Here is a 15,442-nt window from a genome sequence, read left to right as displayed (position 1 = left end):
GGGGGCCGCCGCGGGCGTCCGGGGCGGTTCCGACCCCCGCCCTGTGGCCCAACCGCCCCCCCCCCGGGGGCGGGCGCCCCCCCCCCCGGGGGGGCCCGGGGGGGGGCGCGCCCCCCCCCGGGCCCCGCCGGTCGGCCGACTCTCGCCAGTCGGCCGCCACGAGGCCGTCAGGCGGCCTCGAAGCCCGCGTGGTCGGCGATCCGCTTCAGCTCGGCCAGTGCGTGCTTCTCGATCTGGCGGATCCGCTCACGCGTCAGCCCGTGCTGCTTGCCCACCTCGGTCAGGGTGCGCTCGCGGCCGTCCTCCATCCCGTAGCGGGAGCGGATGATCGATGCCGTGCGGTCGTCCAGCCGTCCGATCAGGCCGTCCAGCTCCTCGCGGCGGAGCATGACCATCACGGCGTCCTCGGGAGACGTCGCCCCGGTGTCCTCGACGAGGTCGCCGAACTGGGTCTCGCCCTCGTCGTCGACCGACATGTTGAGGCTGACCGGATCCCGGGCCCAGTCCAGCACGTCCTTGATCCGCGCCTCGGTGGTGTCCAGCTCGGCCGCGATCTCGGCCGGCTCGGGCTCGCGGCCCAGCTCCTTGGACTTCTCCCGCTGCACCCGCCGGATCCGGCCCAGCTCCTCGACCAGGTGGACGGGCAGCCGGATGGTGCGCGACTGGTCGGCGATCGACCGGGTGATCGCCTGCCGGATCCACCACGTCGCATAGGTGGAGAACTTGAAGCCCTTGGCGTAGTCGAACTTCTCCACCGCCCTCACCAGGCCCGCGTTGCCCTCCTGGATGAGGTCCAGCAGCGGAAGGCCGCTGCGCGGGTAGCGCCGGGCGACCGCGACCACGAGACGGAGGTTGGACCGGATGAAGACGTCCTTGGCGCGCTCGGCGTCCTCGGCTATCGCCTCCAGCTCCTCGCGCTTGACGCCCTTGGGCGGCTCGCCCTCGTCCAGCAGGTGCCGGGCGTACACGCCGGCCTCGATCCGCAGCGAGAGCTCGACCTCTTCGGCGGCATCGAGCAGGGGTGTCCTGGCGATCTCGTCGAGGTACATGCCGACCAGGTCACGGTCGGCCTCAAGGTTGGTCGGGCGGGCCGCGCGAGTCCGGTCGGCCCTGTCGCGAACGACGGCACGGGTGGCCATGCTTGCTCCCTTTGCTGGTGTTGCCGAGGTCTGCCTGCCTGCCCCGAGAGGGCAAGAAATGCGGGCCCCGGGGGGCTCACACGTAACGATCCAACGAACAGATTCCGGACAACATTCCCAAGTCGCTCAGATTCCTCCAGCGATGCAGTATCCTGCCGCTTTCCACTCCGGATTCCGACGGAGGGTGACCGCTCCGACACTGCGGGTGCGAGCCGTGCGATCGGTTCGGAGCGATCGGTTCGTGGCGGCCGCCTCGGCCGCGCCAGTTCACCGCACAGTCCACTGTCCGGTGAACCTCCGGGCCGTCGCGTGCGTTCCCACGCGCCACGCCGACACACCCTCCACACTCCCGGTTTCCGCCCGCGCCCGCGACCCGGCGCACGCAGGTCCTCCGCACAAACGATGCCGAATCGCGATCGCCGCACGGTCCGATCACCAGGGCGCACTGGGAAGGTGTCAGCCATGCACCTGACCAAAAGCTCGCCCGCCGTTACCCGGCGTAACCAGCGCCTGCTCCGGTACTCGGGGATCGCGGTCGGCTGCGCCGTCCTGTTCGGCGTCCTGGCAGTCCTGGTGCAGACCTGTTGGGGCCCGCTCGACCGGTTCGACCAGGGCTGGGTCGCGAGCATGCACGACTACTCGCAGAGCCACACCGTCTGGACGGCCTCGGTGCAGACGCTCTCCGACATCGGCGGCACGGTCACGATGCGTACGCTCCTCGGCCTGGCCGCCGTCTGGCTCTGGCTGATCGGCGCACGGGTGCTGTCCGGATGGGTCGCGACCCAGGCTCTGGTCGGCTGGGGCGGGCAGTGGCTGCTGAAGCTCTCCTTCGACCGCCCGCGGCCGCACTTCCCCGATCCGGTCTCGCACGCCGGAGGGCCGGCCCTCCCCTCCGGGCACGCGATGGCCTCGGCGATCACCTGCGCCGTCCTGGTCGGGCTGTTCTGGCCGCAGGCCCATCGCGCGGGGCGCACCGCCGCGTGCGCCGTCGCCCTGCTGACCGCGCTGGCGATCGGGTGGACCAGGGTCGCCCTCGGGGTGCACTGGCCGAGCGACGTCCTCGGCGGCTGGCTGGCCGCCGGGATCGTGCTGGGCGCCGTCACCACCGCCGTCGAGCTCTGGCGGCCGGGCGCCCTGGCCCGGGACGTGCGGCGGGTGAACTGGCGGACCAGACCCAGGGTCCAGCGCGTCCTGGCCGCGCCGGCCCGCCCCGCGCCCTTCGAGGACGACCTGGACGGCCTGGACAACCTGGACGGCCCGGACAACCTGGACGGCCTGGACAACCTGGACGGCCTGGACGAGACCACCGGCCGGGCGGACAACGCGGTTCGCTAGCCGGTACACCGTCCAGCCCGGTGACCCCGGCTGGCGCCGATCGCCGATGCCTGCCGCGAGACCGGCACGGCCGCCGCCGTCGGCGCGGCCGTGCACGAGGACGGCGACCTCCTGGTCTCCGCCCTGGTCTTCGGTCCGGACGGCTCCTTCGTCACCCGGTACGACGAGCAGTACCTGTTCAAGACCGAGCGCGAGTACTACCGGCCGGGCACCGGCGACCGCACGATCGAACTCGACGGCTGGCGGCTCGGACTCGGCATCTGCTACGACTCCGGCTTCCCCGAGCACGCCCGTGCGGCCGCGCTGGACGGCTGCCACGCCTACCTGGTCGGCGCCCTGTTCAGCGTGGGCCACGGCCACCACGAGCCGCGCACCTGGTTCCCCGCCCGCGCCCTCGACAACACCCTCTACACCGTGCTCGCCAACCATGTCGGCACCACCGGCCCCTGGCACACCTGCGGCGGCAGCGCGGTCCGGTCCCCCGACGGGCGCCTGCTCGCCGAGGCCGGTCCCGACCACCGCGAGCTCGTCCTCGCCGACCTCGACCCCGAGGTCCTGCGCGCCACCCGGGAGTCCGAGACCCTCCTCGCCGACCTCCACACCCGCGCCCCGGCCACTCCCCGGACCCACCACTCCCCGGACCCACCACGCCCTGGCCTGACGCCCAGCACGACCGGTACGGCGGGCACCGGCCGTGTCCGAGCCCCCCGGGGCCGCGCCGCCCGACGTCTCGCTCCCGCAGGAGCCAGGTCCGGCACGCGGGGCCCGACCAGGACCACGGTCCTGGTCCGAGGTCGGCCCCGGGTAGCACCCGGGGGCGGGAGCCGCTGCGAGAATGGGCCGCGGACGTCGGCTGCGGTCCTGGTCAGAGGGCCGGACGACGGCTTCCTCCCGGGGCTGCGGACCGCCGCGGGAACGGCTCGCGGACGACGGTCGCGGCGGCACCGGCGCAGGCCGGGCCGGTCGGCCACGGGGAGGACCACCAGCATGCCGACGCACCACCGGCCCACGCCACCGCCGTTGCCGCCTTCTCCTTCGCCTGTTCCTGTGGCTTTGCCGTCACCATCGGCCTCGACATCGACATCGACACCGACCTCGGCATCGCCGAGAGCCGACGGCCTGCCCTGGACGACCAGTGACGCGCTGGTGGCCGTCGGGGCCGCCGCCCTGGACCTCCTCGGCTACACGATCGGCGGCCAGGACCAGAACCGGCCGATCGCCCTGACCGCCATGGTCCTGCTCGTACTGGCGGCCATGCCGCTGCTCACCAGGCACCGCCACCCGCTGGCGTCGCTGGCGGGTGTGCTGGCCCTCGGCCTGGCGCTGAACCTGAGCGTGCTGGTGCCGCCCCACTTCAACTGCACCCTCTGCATCGCGCTGTTCTCCGTGGCACGGTCCCGCGGGATCGCGGTGGCGGTGCCGGCCGGCCTCGTGGCGGCGGTCGTGCCGCTGCTGGGCCGGGGGCATCCGCTGCCCCCGCCGATCGGGATCGCGGCGGCCAACGTGCTCGCGGCGGCGCTGATCATCGCCGCAGCCGAGGCCCTGAAGCGCTGGCAGCACGAGGTGGAGGCCAGGCGAAGGCTGCTGGCCGACCGCGCGGTCGCCCAGGAACGGCGCCGTATCGCGCGGGAGTTGCACGACATCGTCGCCCACCACATCACCACCATGCAGCTGATGGCCGGCGGGGCGAGGGCCAACCTCGGAGGCGACACCGAGGTGGTGCGCGACGCCCTGGTCACGCTGGAGGGCTCCGGGCGGATGGCGCTGCGCGAGATGCGCCAACTGCTCGACGTGCTCCGGGCCGGCGACGAGCCGGACGTGGCACTGAACGGGGCGTCGCCAGCCCCCCAGCCCGGTGTCGGGGACCTCGGACGGCTCGTCGAGGAGTCCCGGCGGGCCGGCCTGCCCACCGACCTCGCCGTCCTCGGGGAGGAGCGCCCGCTGCCGCCGAGCACCGGCCTGGCGGTCTTCCGGATTGTCCAGGAGTCACTCACCAACACCCGCAAGCACGCCGGCCCCGCCCGGGCACGGGTCCAGCTGACGTACCGTCCGGACCGGATCACCGTCGAGGTGTCCGACGACGGCGCCACCGCCTCGGCCGACGCCCTGGTGGGCGCCCTGGCAGGGGTGGGAGGTGCGGGCGGGGCACGACCAGGCCGCACCGGGTACGGTCTGATCGGAATGCGCGAGCGCGTCGCACTGCAGGGCGGCAGCATGGTGGCCGGCGGCCTCGACGGCGGTGGCTTCCGGGTGGCGGCCAGCCTGCCGCTGGCGCCGGTCGACGGAGAGGAACGGCTCGGATGACGGGATCCCCGGAGCGGATCAGGGTGCTGATCGCGGACGACCAGCCGCTGGTGCGGCGGGGCCTGGCACTGATCATGGCCCCCGACCCCGGGTTCGACGTGGTGGCCGAGGCGGACAACGGGCAGCGGGCGGTCGAACTCGCGCACCAGTACCGGCCCGACGTCGTGGTGATGGACATCCGGATGCCGGTCCTCGACGGGGTCCAGGCGACGGAGCGGCTCACCCGGGAGCTGCCCGCGAGCCGGGTCCTGGCACTGAGCACCTTCGACATGGACGAGTACGTGGTAGCCGCCCTGCGCGCCGGCGCCTCCGGGTTCCTGCCCAAGGACGTCTCCCCGGAGGAGCTGCTGGCGGCCGTGCGCACCGTGCACACCGGCGAGGCGGCCGTGGCACCGCGCCTGCTCACCCGGCTGATCTCCACCTACGTCACGGCGCCCCGCCTTCCGCAGCCGCCGTCGCCGGCACCTGGTCTGGGCGAACTGACGCCCCGCGAGGTCGAGGTGTGGCACCTGCTGGCCACCGGCCTCGACAACGCCGAGATCGCGTCGGCGATGGGGATCAGCGTCTCCACGGTCAAGAACTACATCACCAGCGTCTTCGGCAAGCTGAGTGTCCGCGACCGCGCCCAGGCGGTGATCGCGGCCTACGAGTCCGGCCTGGTCGCGGCCCGGTCGGCGAACCCGACGGGCTGAGTCGGGTCAACCCGGCCGAGGAGCGAGGGAGGGGCCGCGTCCAGGGCCAGGCCCCTGCCCGCGCGGCTCCGGCGGTCCAGCCCGCGCCCCGCCCTCACGCCCGCCGAAACGCCGGCAGGCCCCCCGCCCGAAGAGGGCGGGGGGCCTGCCGGTGATCACTGTGCCCCAGGCAGGATTCGAACCTGCGACACCGGCTTTAGGAGCACAGGTGTGACTGACGCGCTCCGACCTGCAGTTCTGACGGAGCTCCCAGCGCCCCTACTTCTGACCGCCGCCGTCCGCGATTCCCCGCGGCTCCCCGCCCGTCATGGCACGACTGTGGCACGACATCAGGACATCCCCAACCGGAAGTCCTCGATCTTCTGGCGAATCAACTCACTTGGATCATTGCCGAACGAGGCATCGGCGAGCATCTGAAGAATATCCGCCTCGTCGAGCACGACAATCATCTTTCTATGCTGAGTCCACTGATCACGAATGGAGTGGAGTGCAGATTTCTTAGCGCCAGCTCTCGCCATGATGATAGCAAAGAGCCCCGCTCCATGACTGGAGAGGTAATTCGCAATCTGAAGAACCTCTCCCTTCTCGATCCCCTGAGTGTAATTCTTTGGATCGACAACTACATAATCCGCATGATACTCCCGGCGCATAAACTCCCAGAAGCCGTCGGTTGCATAGTTCGGGAGGATTATATCCTTTCTATTTACGCCGGATTCATCACTCCTCTCCCAGATCGGAGACCTGAGGGGCGGGCAGAAGAGAAGCTCCAGGATATCTTTGCAGATTTTCTGATAGGCCGGCCAGGCACCCCTGCCAGGAGGGATCTCAGCCAACCTTCTCTTCAGGTCGACATGCTGACTGTCGGGAATGCCATCGAAGTGCTCATCAGCCAGGAATCTAGAGGCTTCTTCTCGCAATCCGACTGCTACCGCATGTTTCGCAATCCAGGCCGCATCCCAGACTTCAATTCCAGCCGACTCAAGTCGATCAAGTACGCGCTCCGAGAGAACTCCGGGGATCGCAAGTACTGGCCTGACATTCGCGCCAGCGGGCAGCTCCGGCTCAATCAAAGCGACATAATGAGTTAGCTGGTCCACATAGTCGACAACGCGAATACCTGTCTGCGGCGAGACTCGCTTGACCTCGATGATGCAAAATTCATCGTCGAACTTCGCGAGAAGGTCAACCCTTCTCCCCTGTCCCGCACTGGCATCAACGGCGATGTCGCGGTAGCCCGACTTACTCATGACTACTGCCAGAAAATCAACCAACTCATACTCGCGAAAGCGCCGAGGGCTCGACGAGTCAGCCACAAATCCTCCCCATTGTCTCTTGCAGTGCCTGTAATTCCCCCTGGCCTCGCTCACCCTGGCGCCAGTTAGCATGAGCGGCGCGCCGTGAGACGTCGGCCGTTAGACCACGATACGAAGGGTTCGGTCAGTGAACCCATGCTCGGCTGGGCCCGTGGCACGCTGAGCCAGCCAGCCCGACACTCGCGGACCGCCATTCACGGCGCCCCCCTCTCTCACCGTTCGCACGTGGGTGAACCCGTGGTCCAAGTAGTACTGCTGTAGCCGTTCATTCGTGGTCCAGGCATCCAGCCGGAGCCACATGGCACCCTCACTGGCGGCGCGCTCGCTCGCCCAGTTCAAGAGTCGCCCGCCAATGTCACGGCCGGCGTAGTCGCGCGACACGGTCAGCTTATTGACGAATCGGGACGGCTCGGCGAGTTCGTCATCACTCCAGAGCCCCTGCTCAGCCTCTGGCGTGACGGTTATCGCCCCAGCCGTCTCCGCGTCGTCTCGCAGCATGAAGACGGTGCCGGCCTCGATCGTGGCCAGCAGCTTGCCGGCGGGGTAGTCACGACTCCACTGGTCACTACCGAGGGCCCGAAGCCAAGCAGCTGCTTCACGCCGAGCGGCGAGCAGATACTCAAGGTCGGCAGGCTTCGCGGTTTCGATGATCACTTGTCGCCGCCCAGAGCAGTCAAGTCGCCGATTTCGTAGTTCATGTGGTTCAGGTCTCCACGGAGCGTCGTGACGGTGTAGCGGATCGGCCTGTCCGCCGAGTAGCCAGTCCGACGCCAGACGAGCACCGGAACGCCGTCCCCGGTCTGGAGCAACCTGCTCTCGTCGGGCGTAGGCATCCGGGTCGAGATGTCATCGAAGTAGCCCACCTGCTCAACCCCGATTCCGGCCAGGTACCGAGTCGTCCCCTCGTCAATGTCGCCCGGCTCGGCCAAGCGTGGAGCCCTCTCAACCAGCCACATCGGGTAGTTCGTGGCCTGGGTCGACCACGGCACTCCGTCGACGTAGCGGTGGCAGAACCGCAGGACCGTCGTCGCACCCTCCGAGATATGAAGCTGCTCCGCCACCTCGGCGGGCGCGGGCTGCATCTCGACGCGAAACTCCTGATGCGGCTGGCGCCCGGCCAGTGTCACATCGGTGTTGTAGGCGTCTCCGTTCTGGGGGAAGGTCAGGTTCTCGAAGCGAGAGGCGTTCAGGCTGAAGACCTCGCGCGACCTGACCTCGTAGCCCAGCCCTTGGCTGGGCGCGATAAGGCCCTCGGACACAAGCACCTTCAGGCCATTGCGGACGGTGTTCCGGGAGGCGTCGAAGCGGTCACAGAGCTCGCGCTCGGACGGCAGGCGGGCACCAGGAGCGAGGGCTCCAGAACTGATCTCGCTCCGGAGGGCGTCGGCCACGCGACGGTACAGCGGCTGGGTGCTCATACCTCAATGATGACGCATCCAGTCAACTGGTTCCTACATGTTGAACCAATGGGCTTGACGATTGCGCTCCGTGAGTGCAGCATCATGTTCAGCAGCTTGTACCTACCAGTTGAGCCAGAGGCCCAACAGGAACAAGTAGCGCTTGCTAGGTCTTGCCCAAACGGGTGTGACCTGCACGAATGCGTCCGCGAATGGCCGGCTACCGCCGAGCCCAGGGCGAAGCGGCCTCACGGGGCCATGGTTCCCGGCGCCTTTTCAGTCCGGAGGGCAGTGATCGCAAGATCCGCGTCTGCCTGAAGCGGGAGCACGCTCCCGAAAGACGCACCAGATCAACAACGAGTGTCTTTGGTCCCCGATCCGTCCTGCGACGGGTCGGGGGTCATGGCTACTCGTGATGTGACGAGTGGCCTGGGCCTGGATATGTCGGGGCCGCCGCGCTTTCCTTGGCCGGGCGCGCGGCAGCCCCTGGGGCCCCACCTCCCCTTCTGGAACGAGGTAGACCCGTGAAGTCGATTGTTGCAGGCCAGTGCGCCGTGGACTCCGAGGAGTTCGCGGAGCTGGCGTTGGGCGTGGACGAGGAGCTGTTCGCCGGGGTGCCCGGTGAGTCGGCGCTCGCGTACCGGGCCCGGATGGACGTGGCGCTGGCGGTGCTGGCGGACCTGCGTCGGGAGGACCCGGAGCTGGCCGCCCACGCCGAGCGCCTGATGGACCAGGCGCCCGTGCCGCTGTACGCCGCCCGCCGGCCCCGCATCCGCATCGGGCAGGGGAGGGCGGCGGCATGAGCGGGCTGAGCGAGTACCGCGCCGAGCGGCGGGCGGACCGGCGGGACGAGCGCGAGCAGGACCGGTTGGACGCCGAGGCCGCCAGGCTCCGCCGGGAGGCCGATCGGCTCGACGCCGAGCAGGCCCGCAGCAGGGCCCGTGCCGCGCGGGCCGAGCGACTGGGCCGCCTGGTCGCCTGGGTCACGACGAATCCGGCGCGAGCGTTCGTGCGCCTGGTGCAGGCGTGCTCGATCGTGCCGGCCGTGGTGTCCCAGGTGGCCGCCCTCGACCACGCGGACGTGGCGCTGCTGCTCGCGGTGCTGCTGTCCGCGATGCTGGAGGGCGGCGCGTGGGCGCTGGTCGCCATGGGCGCGCAGGCCGAAGGTGAGCGCTCCACCCGCACCTACCGCCTCGGCGCGTGGGCCGCCGGGCTGGTCGCGGCCGGGATCAACCTCGCCCACGGCTGGCAGCAGTACCCCGACGCCCGGTGGGTCGCCGCCGTGCTGGCCCTGTCCAGCATCGGCGCCGTGTGGCTGACCGACCTGCAGACACACGGCGGCCGCGGTCCGACTACCGCCGAGAAGAAGCAGGCGAAGGAGAAGGCCGAGCACGCCCGGCGAAGGGCTGAGCACCACCCGAAGGTGCGGGCCGTTGCGGACCGTCTGCTGTCCGCCGCCGCTTACGGAGCGCTGTCGGCCGACGAAGCGTGGCGGATCGCGTGGGAGTACGTCCATGGCGTCACCACCCCGGGACTGACGGCCGAGCTGCTGGCCCAGCGGCTCAACGCCCGGGCCCGGGTGGCGGAGGTGAGCACGCTTCCGGCGCCGGCCGATCTGTGGCCGGGAATGCCCGACGACCCGTTCCCCGCCCTCACCCTCCCGCTGCCCTCCGGGCCGTCCGATGGCGTCTACCTCGACACCGTTCCCGAGGGTCTGGGGAGCGCTTCCCCGATCACGGCAGAAGCGCTCGAAGCCCTTTACGGAAACGGGTCGAACGTGTCCGCACCGAACTCTGGCGAACCTGTGAACAAGCCCTCCGCCGACGGCGGCGGTAGCGCTTCCGGTACGGCCGGGGACCGGACGCTCGACCCGGCCGATCTCGCCCGCGTGCGCGTGCTGGCGGCCAACCTCGCAGCCAACGGCGAGGAGCTGTCGAGCCGTAAGGTCCGCGCGCTGCTCGGCTGCCGTACCGGCTACGCCGTCCGCCTGTGCGCCGCGGTCAGGGCCGAGCGCACCACCTTCAACGACACCGGCGAGGAGAACGCACAGTGACCACCGGCACCGACTCACTCCCCACCGCCGCCGACCAGATCAAGGCGGCCGGCGCCCTGCTGGCCATCCTCACCGCCCACGCCGCCCTGCCCGCGCCCTCCGCCCGGCTGCAGCTGGCGGTGACCGGCCACCCCACCGACCCCGTGTGGGGCGTGGAACTCGTCCTGTACGACGGCCTCGACCTGTTCGAGCAGTGGCGCGACGCGCTCGGCCTGGACCCGACCAGCGTCGACCACAAGCACAGCTACGGCAGCACCACGGCGTGGCTCACCGCCACGGGCGCGGTGCACGGCGTCCCGGTCGGCCTCCTCGGCTTCTACGACCTGCCCGAGCCCGCCACGACCTGGGAGTAGCGGTGTCCCGTCCCCGCTTCTGGGACCCGACCGGCGACCGGCACGGCGGCACCCCCACCTTCCCCTGGCGGATGGCCCCCACCGGCTACCTCACCCGCCGGCAGCTGCGCGCCCGGGGCCTGCGTCCCGGCGGCCAGCCCGTCGCCGCGCAGGTCCTCTGGCGCTCGCGCCGCGCGGCCGGCGGTGTGCGGGCCGCCTACCTCTACCGCCTCACCCTCGCCAAGCCCGTCCGCCCCATGACCCCCGGCCGGGAACGGGCCCTGGCCGCCGCCAATCGGGCGCGGCGCCTGTGCCCGGCCTGCGGGCGGGACGCCGGATACGTCCTGCCCGCGCACCTGGGCACCTGCCTGCCCTGCGCCGACGGCCTGCCGATCGCCGCTTGAACATCCACAACTTCCCCGCACCAAAAGACCTTTGGAGTCTTCGTGACCAGCGTTCGCGCTGCCCGGTTCGCTGCCGCTTACGCCCTGCTGCGGGCGTCGGCGGACGTGGCCGACCACTGGATCCAGTCCGACCATCAGGCCCGTATCAAGGGCCAGCACGACCGCAACGAGGGGCAGTCCAGCGCGGCCGGGCGCCGTGCCTGCGTCGCCCACGTTGCCGCCTACACCGCCACCCAGGGCGCCGTCCTGCTCGCCGGTACCCGCCTGCTCGGCATCCGGCTGCGGCTCGGCCCGGTGGCCGCCGCCCTCGCCCTGTCCGCCGTCACGCACTACATCGCCGACCGGCGCGAGCCGCTGCGGCGTCTGGCCGACGCGACCGGCAAGAGCACGTTCGTGCGCCTGGCCGACCACGGAATGAACGGCGGCTACCTGCTCGACCAGGCCTGGCACCACGCCTTCGAGACCTGCGCCGCCCTCATCGCCGCCGCCTGACCGCAGATCGGAGTTCCATCATGACGTTCGCCGCTGGTGACGAGGTCCTGATCATGTCCTGCGAGGACGACCCCCGGGCGGCCGGCCGCACCGGCCGGATCGTCGACGAGATCCCGCCCGGGCCGCTCACAAACGGCCGCTGGACCGTCAACCGGATCGGCTGGTTGATCGGCCCCGCCCTGTGCCACACGCACGAGCTGCGGCCCATCGGCCGCTAGCAGTCTGCTTCACCCCGGGACGGCCGCTCAGCTTGCCGGCGTGTCCGGCCGCCCCGGGCCCTTTCCGCACCACAACCAGCAGTGAGGAAGGAACACCCAGTGAACCAGCCGCACAGCACCGAGACCATCCCCGTCGGGGGTGTGGTGGTGGACCTGGCCAAGGTCCGCGCCGCCCGCACCCCCGCCCCCGAACCGGCGCACACCCTCCCCGCGCCGCCCGTCCCGGACGCGGGCGCCGATCTCCCCAACTCCGCTGCCCGGAGCGGCCGTTCGCCGAAGGCCCCGGCGTGGGTGCGCGGGGGCCGCTCGGTTCGGGTGGTGCTCACCGACGAGCGGACCCGCACCGCCGCCCGGCTGGTGGTGCGCCACGGCGCCTACGTGGCCGCCGGGGGCCGTATCGCGGCGCGGCGGGCGTGGGACGGGCGGACGCTGGCCCGCTACGAGCGGATGATGCGCACCGCAGAGGCCGCCGGCCAGCACGAGGTGGCCATGGAGTGGGAGGTGCGAGCCGCCGCGTTCCGGGCCGCGCGCCACCAGCGGCGCATGGACCTGCTGAAGTCGCCTCAGCAGGCCGCGAAAGGCGCCGCGGTCGCGCTCGCCACCGCGCAGGGCGCGCTGCTGCTGCTCGGCATCGTGCTGGCGATCGCCGAGAAGGACATCGCCCGGGTGATAGCGCCGACCATGACCGTGATCGACCTGATCCGGTGGGTGGCGGTGTTCATCGGGATCCTGTGGGGCCCGGCCACCGTGGCCGGCCCGTGGCTCGGTCTGCTCGCCCTGTGGTCGCTCGGCCGCCGGCGCCAGGCCGCCCCCGCCTGGACCCTTCCGGCCACCGCCCGGGACGACGCCGGGGCGCCGATCACCCCCTCGATCGTGGTGACCGCGCTGCGGGATCTCGGCGTCGCCCCGCTGCGGAAGGCGATCCGGGAGATGGGCGATGCCGGGGCGGGGATGCTCGGCCCGATCCGGATCGCCGGCTGCGGCGTCGAGGTGGACGTCACCCTGCCCTCGGGGGTGTCGACGCTGGAGGTGCAGAGCAGGCGCCGCAAGCTCGCCGAGAACCTGAGCAGGCACGAGCACGAGGTGTTCATCACCATCCCGCAGGCCGCCCGCACCGTGCGCCTGTGGATCGCCGACAGCGGGGCGCTGAACGAGCCGATCGGCCCGTCCCCGCTGGTCACCGACCCGGACACCGCCGCCGACCTCTACAACGGCCGCGCCCCCTGGGGCCAGGACCTGCGCGGCGACGCCGCCACCCTGTCGCTGCTGCAGCGCCACCTGCTGATCACCGGCCTCTCGAACCAGGGCAAGACCGCGTCCTTGCGCGCGCTGGCCCTGTGGCTGGCCCTGGACACGTCGGTGGAGTTCCGGATCGCCGACCTCAAGGGCGTGGGCGACTGGCGGATGTTCGACGGCCTGGCCACCGTCCTCATCCAGGGCCCCACGGACGACCACGTCATCGGCGCCACCGAGATGCTGGAGCAGGGCGTCGCGGAGATGGAGCGCCGGATCGCGCTGCTGGAGCAGTCCGGCGCCACCGACGGCGTCACCCGCGAGATGGCCCGCACCGACCACCGGTTCCACCCGATCGTGCTGCTGGTCGACGAAGCGCAGGTCGCGTTCATGTGCCCCGCCATCGGGGACGACAAGCGCCCCTACGGCGGTACCAAGGCCACCAGCCGCTACTTCATGAACACCCGCAAGCTCCACAACCAGGGCCGGGCCGTGAACGTGATCCTGTGGCAGGGCACCCAGGACCCCACGAACGAGAACCTCCCCAAGCTGGTCCGCGAGGGCGCCCACATCCGCGCCTCCCTCGTGCTCGGCTCGGAGGAGCAGGCCCGCATGGCACTCGGGGACAAAGCGATCGACGGCGGCGCCGCCCCGCACAAGCTCCGCCAAGGCGACGACAAGGGCACCCTCGTCGTCGCGGGTGACGGTGTGAAGCTCGCCCCCGGGCAGAGCAGCATCACCATCCGCACCCACTACATCAACGGCGAGGAGGCCGCCGAGATCGCCGAGCGGGCCAAGGCCCGCCGCAAGGGTGTCACCACCCTCAGCGCCGTCGACCGGCCCGACACCGCCGATCCGCTCTCGGACATCGCGACCGTCCTCGGCGACGAGAAGCGCATGCGCACCCAGGAAGTCCTGGCCGGGCTCGCAGCCCACGACCCGGGCCGGTACCGGGAGTGGACGTTCGGCGACCTGAAGGCCGTCCTGGATGCGGCCGGCGCCGCCCCCTACAAGTCCGACGGGGTCCAGGTCGTGTCCCGGACCAAGGTCGAATCCGCCCTCCAGCTCCGCGCCGAGAACGACGGAGCGTAGCGAATCCGCTGGAGGGAGGCGCCAGGGAGGCAGGGAGTTCTCCCTGACCGCCTCCCTGAACCCCCACACCGCCCCTGATCAGCCCTGATGAGCGCGTCAGGGAGGCAGGGAGGCGCCCCCGGCACCCCCAATCCGGGCCCGGAAACGCCCTCCCCCGACCCGGGGGTGCCTCCCTCCCTGCCCACACGCCATCACTCTCCGTAATCCAACGAAGGGAGAGGCATGCCCGCCACGACCACCGCCCCGACCGGGATCCGGCCGCTGGCCGCCGTCCACCTGCGCGAAGCCCTCACCGCCGCAGCCAACCGCGAGCCCGCCGCCGCGCTGGCCGCGCTCATGCACATCGACCCCGTGTCCTGGACCGCCATCGAGCAGCGCACCGCACTCCTCGGCACCACGGTCCTGGACCTGCTCGCCACCGCCACCCGCACCGGAGGGACCCCGTGAGCACCACCACCGACGCCATCACCGCCGCCGTCCTCTTCGGCCCCGGCGCCGTCCTCGGCGCCGCCGCCCTCATCTCCCAGCGCGGCCACCGCACCGACTCCGCCGCCATCCGCACCGTGCTCGCCGAATCCGCCGCCGAACGCGCCAACCGGGCCGCCGACAGCGCGGCCCCGCCCGACGGCGGCGAAGGCGCCCCCGCACCCGCCACCGAACAGCCCGCAAGCCTGGCGACCGTCCTGCCGTTCCCCGGCGCCGCGCGCCGGGCCGCCTGAGGGGCCCCCATGGACCACCAGATCCGCCCGGCCGCCGACTGGCTGCCCGCCCGCCCGTGGAACGGCCTGACCGTCCTGGACGCCTACTGCTGCCAGGGCGGCGCCGGCATGGGCTACTGGCTCGCCGGCTACGACGTCCTCGGCGTCGACCTCACCGGCCAGCCCCGCTACCCGTTCCGCTTCGTGCAGGCCGACGCCGTCGTGTTCATCACCGAGCACGGACACGGGTTCGACTTCGTCCACGCCTCCCCGCCGTGCCAGCGCTACACCCTCGCCCAGAAGATCCGGGGCCGGGAGCACCCCGACCTCATCGCCCCTACCCGGGCGGCGCTGGAGTCCACCGGCAGGCCCTGGGTGATCGAGAACGTCCCAGAGGCCCGCGCCGAACTCCGGGACCCGGTGATGCTCTGCGGCGCAGCATTCAGCCTGCGCACCTACCGCCACCGCCTCTTCGAGACCAGCGGCTTCACCCTCACCCCGACGCCGCACCCCGCCCACACCGCGCCCCTCGCCAAGATGGGCCGCCCCGTCGCCGACGGCGAGTTCATGCACGTCGTCGGCAACTTCTCCAACGTCCCCCTCGCCCGCAGCGCCGCCGTGATGGACATGCCCTGGGCAACCCGCGACGGACTGCGCGAAGCCATCCCCCCGCACTACACCCGCCTCATCGGCCACCAGGCCGCCGCCCGGCTCACCACCGCCTGACACAGGAGAACCGC

General features: G+C 71.4%; 17 protein-coding genes. 13 read left to right on the top strand and 4 right to left on the bottom strand.

Going from position 1 to position 15,442, the window contains the following annotated elements:
* Nucleotides 1–167: 167 nt before the first annotated feature.
* On the bottom strand, nucleotides 168–1,139 hold the full coding sequence (locus tag ACGFZP_RS04435; RefSeq protein WP_387942031.1) for a sigma-70 family RNA polymerase sigma factor: 972 nt from the start codon (nucleotides 1,137–1,139) through the stop codon (nucleotides 168–170).
* Between the two features lie 462 nt (nucleotides 1,140–1,601).
* Between ACGFZP_RS04435 and ACGFZP_RS04430 the strand changes: the two genes are divergently transcribed.
* Genes ACGFZP_RS04430 through ACGFZP_RS04420 form a run of 3 tightly spaced genes read left to right on the top strand, consistent with a single transcriptional unit; the run spans nucleotide 1,602 to nucleotide 5,470 of the window.
* Nucleotides 1,602–2,474 carry a phosphatase PAP2 family protein gene (locus tag ACGFZP_RS04430; RefSeq protein WP_392928487.1) on the top strand — a complete coding sequence of 291 codons (873 nt, stop codon included), beginning with the start codon at nucleotides 1,602–1,604 and terminating at the stop codon, nucleotides 2,472–2,474.
* A 30-nt stretch (nucleotides 2,475–2,504) separates the two neighbouring features.
* Nucleotides 2,505–4,778, top strand: coding sequence for a nitrilase-related carbon-nitrogen hydrolase (locus ACGFZP_RS04425; RefSeq protein WP_392929631.1), 2,274 nt, complete (start codon nucleotides 2,505–2,507; stop codon nucleotides 4,776–4,778).
* Nucleotides 4,775–5,470, top strand: a complete 696-nt coding sequence (locus tag ACGFZP_RS04420) for a response regulator (protein WP_392928486.1) — start codon at nucleotides 4,775–4,777, stop codon at nucleotides 5,468–5,470. Before ACGFZP_RS04425 ends, ACGFZP_RS04420 begins: the two co-directional genes overlap by 4 nt.
* A gap of 329 nt (nucleotides 5,471–5,799) precedes the next feature.
* On the opposite strand, the gene ACGFZP_RS04415 is transcribed toward ACGFZP_RS04420, so the two are convergent.
* The 3 genes from ACGFZP_RS04415 to ACGFZP_RS04405 all read right to left on the bottom strand — a co-directional run bounded on the left by ACGFZP_RS04415 (nucleotide 5,800) and on the right by ACGFZP_RS04405 (nucleotide 8,201).
* A complete protein-coding gene (locus ACGFZP_RS04415; protein ID WP_392928484.1) occupies nucleotides 5,800–6,783 on the bottom strand; it encodes a hypothetical protein in 984 nt (327 codons plus the stop codon).
* Nucleotides 6,784–6,882: 99 nt separating this feature from the next.
* Nucleotides 6,883–7,437 carry a GNAT family N-acetyltransferase gene (locus ACGFZP_RS04410; protein ID WP_392928482.1) on the bottom strand — a complete coding sequence of 185 codons (555 nt, stop codon included), beginning with the start codon at nucleotides 7,435–7,437 and terminating at the stop codon, nucleotides 6,883–6,885.
* Nucleotides 7,434–8,201 carry a GntR family transcriptional regulator gene (locus tag ACGFZP_RS04405; protein ID WP_392928480.1) on the bottom strand — a complete coding sequence of 256 codons (768 nt, stop codon included), beginning with the start codon at nucleotides 8,199–8,201 and terminating at the stop codon, nucleotides 7,434–7,436. The genes ACGFZP_RS04410 and ACGFZP_RS04405 overlap by 4 nt, the downstream gene beginning before the upstream one ends.
* Nucleotides 8,202–8,704: 503 nt before the next feature.
* Here ACGFZP_RS04405 and ACGFZP_RS04400 point away from each other — a divergent pair.
* From ACGFZP_RS04400 to ACGFZP_RS04355, 10 genes are all read left to right on the top strand, one after another.
* Entirely contained in the window at nucleotides 8,705–8,983 is a 279-nt protein-coding gene (locus tag ACGFZP_RS04400; protein WP_392928478.1) for a hypothetical protein, read from the top strand.
* Nucleotides 8,980–10,233 (top strand): hypothetical protein, encoded by a 1,254-nt coding sequence (locus ACGFZP_RS04395; RefSeq protein WP_392928476.1) that lies wholly within the window; start codon nucleotides 8,980–8,982, stop codon nucleotides 10,231–10,233. The genes ACGFZP_RS04400 and ACGFZP_RS04395 overlap by 4 nt, the downstream gene beginning before the upstream one ends.
* Complete coding sequence (locus tag ACGFZP_RS04390) at nucleotides 10,230–10,586, top strand: hypothetical protein (protein WP_392928474.1); 357 nt, start codon at nucleotides 10,230–10,232, stop codon at nucleotides 10,584–10,586. The genes ACGFZP_RS04395 and ACGFZP_RS04390 overlap by 4 nt, the downstream gene beginning before the upstream one ends.
* Nucleotides 10,587–10,588: 2 nt before the next feature.
* Nucleotides 10,589–10,969, top strand: a complete 381-nt coding sequence (locus ACGFZP_RS04385; RefSeq protein WP_392928472.1) for an RRQRL motif-containing zinc-binding protein — start codon at nucleotides 10,589–10,591, stop codon at nucleotides 10,967–10,969.
* A gap of 42 nt (nucleotides 10,970–11,011) precedes the next feature.
* The gene (locus tag ACGFZP_RS04380; RefSeq protein ID WP_392928470.1) at nucleotides 11,012–11,461 is read left to right on the top strand and encodes a hypothetical protein; all 450 of its coding nucleotides are present in this window, start codon (nucleotides 11,012–11,014) and stop codon (nucleotides 11,459–11,461) included.
* Nucleotides 11,462–11,481: 20 nt separating this feature from the next.
* On the top strand, nucleotides 11,482–11,679 hold the full coding sequence (locus tag ACGFZP_RS04375; protein ID WP_392928468.1) for a hypothetical protein: 198 nt from the start codon (nucleotides 11,482–11,484) through the stop codon (nucleotides 11,677–11,679).
* 147 nt (nucleotides 11,680–11,826) lie between these two features.
* Nucleotides 11,827–14,004, top strand: coding sequence for an FtsK/SpoIIIE domain-containing protein (locus tag ACGFZP_RS04370; protein WP_392929629.1), 2,178 nt, complete (start codon nucleotides 11,827–11,829; stop codon nucleotides 14,002–14,004).
* A gap of 222 nt (nucleotides 14,005–14,226) precedes the next feature.
* Nucleotides 14,227–14,451, top strand: coding sequence for a hypothetical protein (locus ACGFZP_RS04365; RefSeq protein ID WP_392928466.1), 225 nt, complete (start codon nucleotides 14,227–14,229; stop codon nucleotides 14,449–14,451).
* Nucleotides 14,448–14,723 carry a hypothetical protein gene (locus ACGFZP_RS04360; protein ID WP_392928464.1) on the top strand — a complete coding sequence of 92 codons (276 nt, stop codon included), beginning with the start codon at nucleotides 14,448–14,450 and terminating at the stop codon, nucleotides 14,721–14,723. The genes ACGFZP_RS04365 and ACGFZP_RS04360 overlap by 4 nt, the downstream gene beginning before the upstream one ends.
* A gap of 108 nt (nucleotides 14,724–14,831) precedes the next feature.
* Complete coding sequence (locus tag ACGFZP_RS04355; protein ID WP_392929627.1) at nucleotides 14,832–15,428, top strand: SAM-dependent methyltransferase; 597 nt, start codon at nucleotides 14,832–14,834, stop codon at nucleotides 15,426–15,428.
* Nucleotides 15,429–15,442: the final 14 nt, after the last annotated feature.

Source organism: Kitasatospora sp. NPDC048239, assembly GCF_043202015.1.
Taxonomy (GTDB): domain Bacteria; phylum Actinomycetota; class Actinomycetes; order Streptomycetales; family Streptomycetaceae; genus Kitasatospora.
This window is presented reverse-complemented; position numbering and strand designations above follow the sequence as displayed.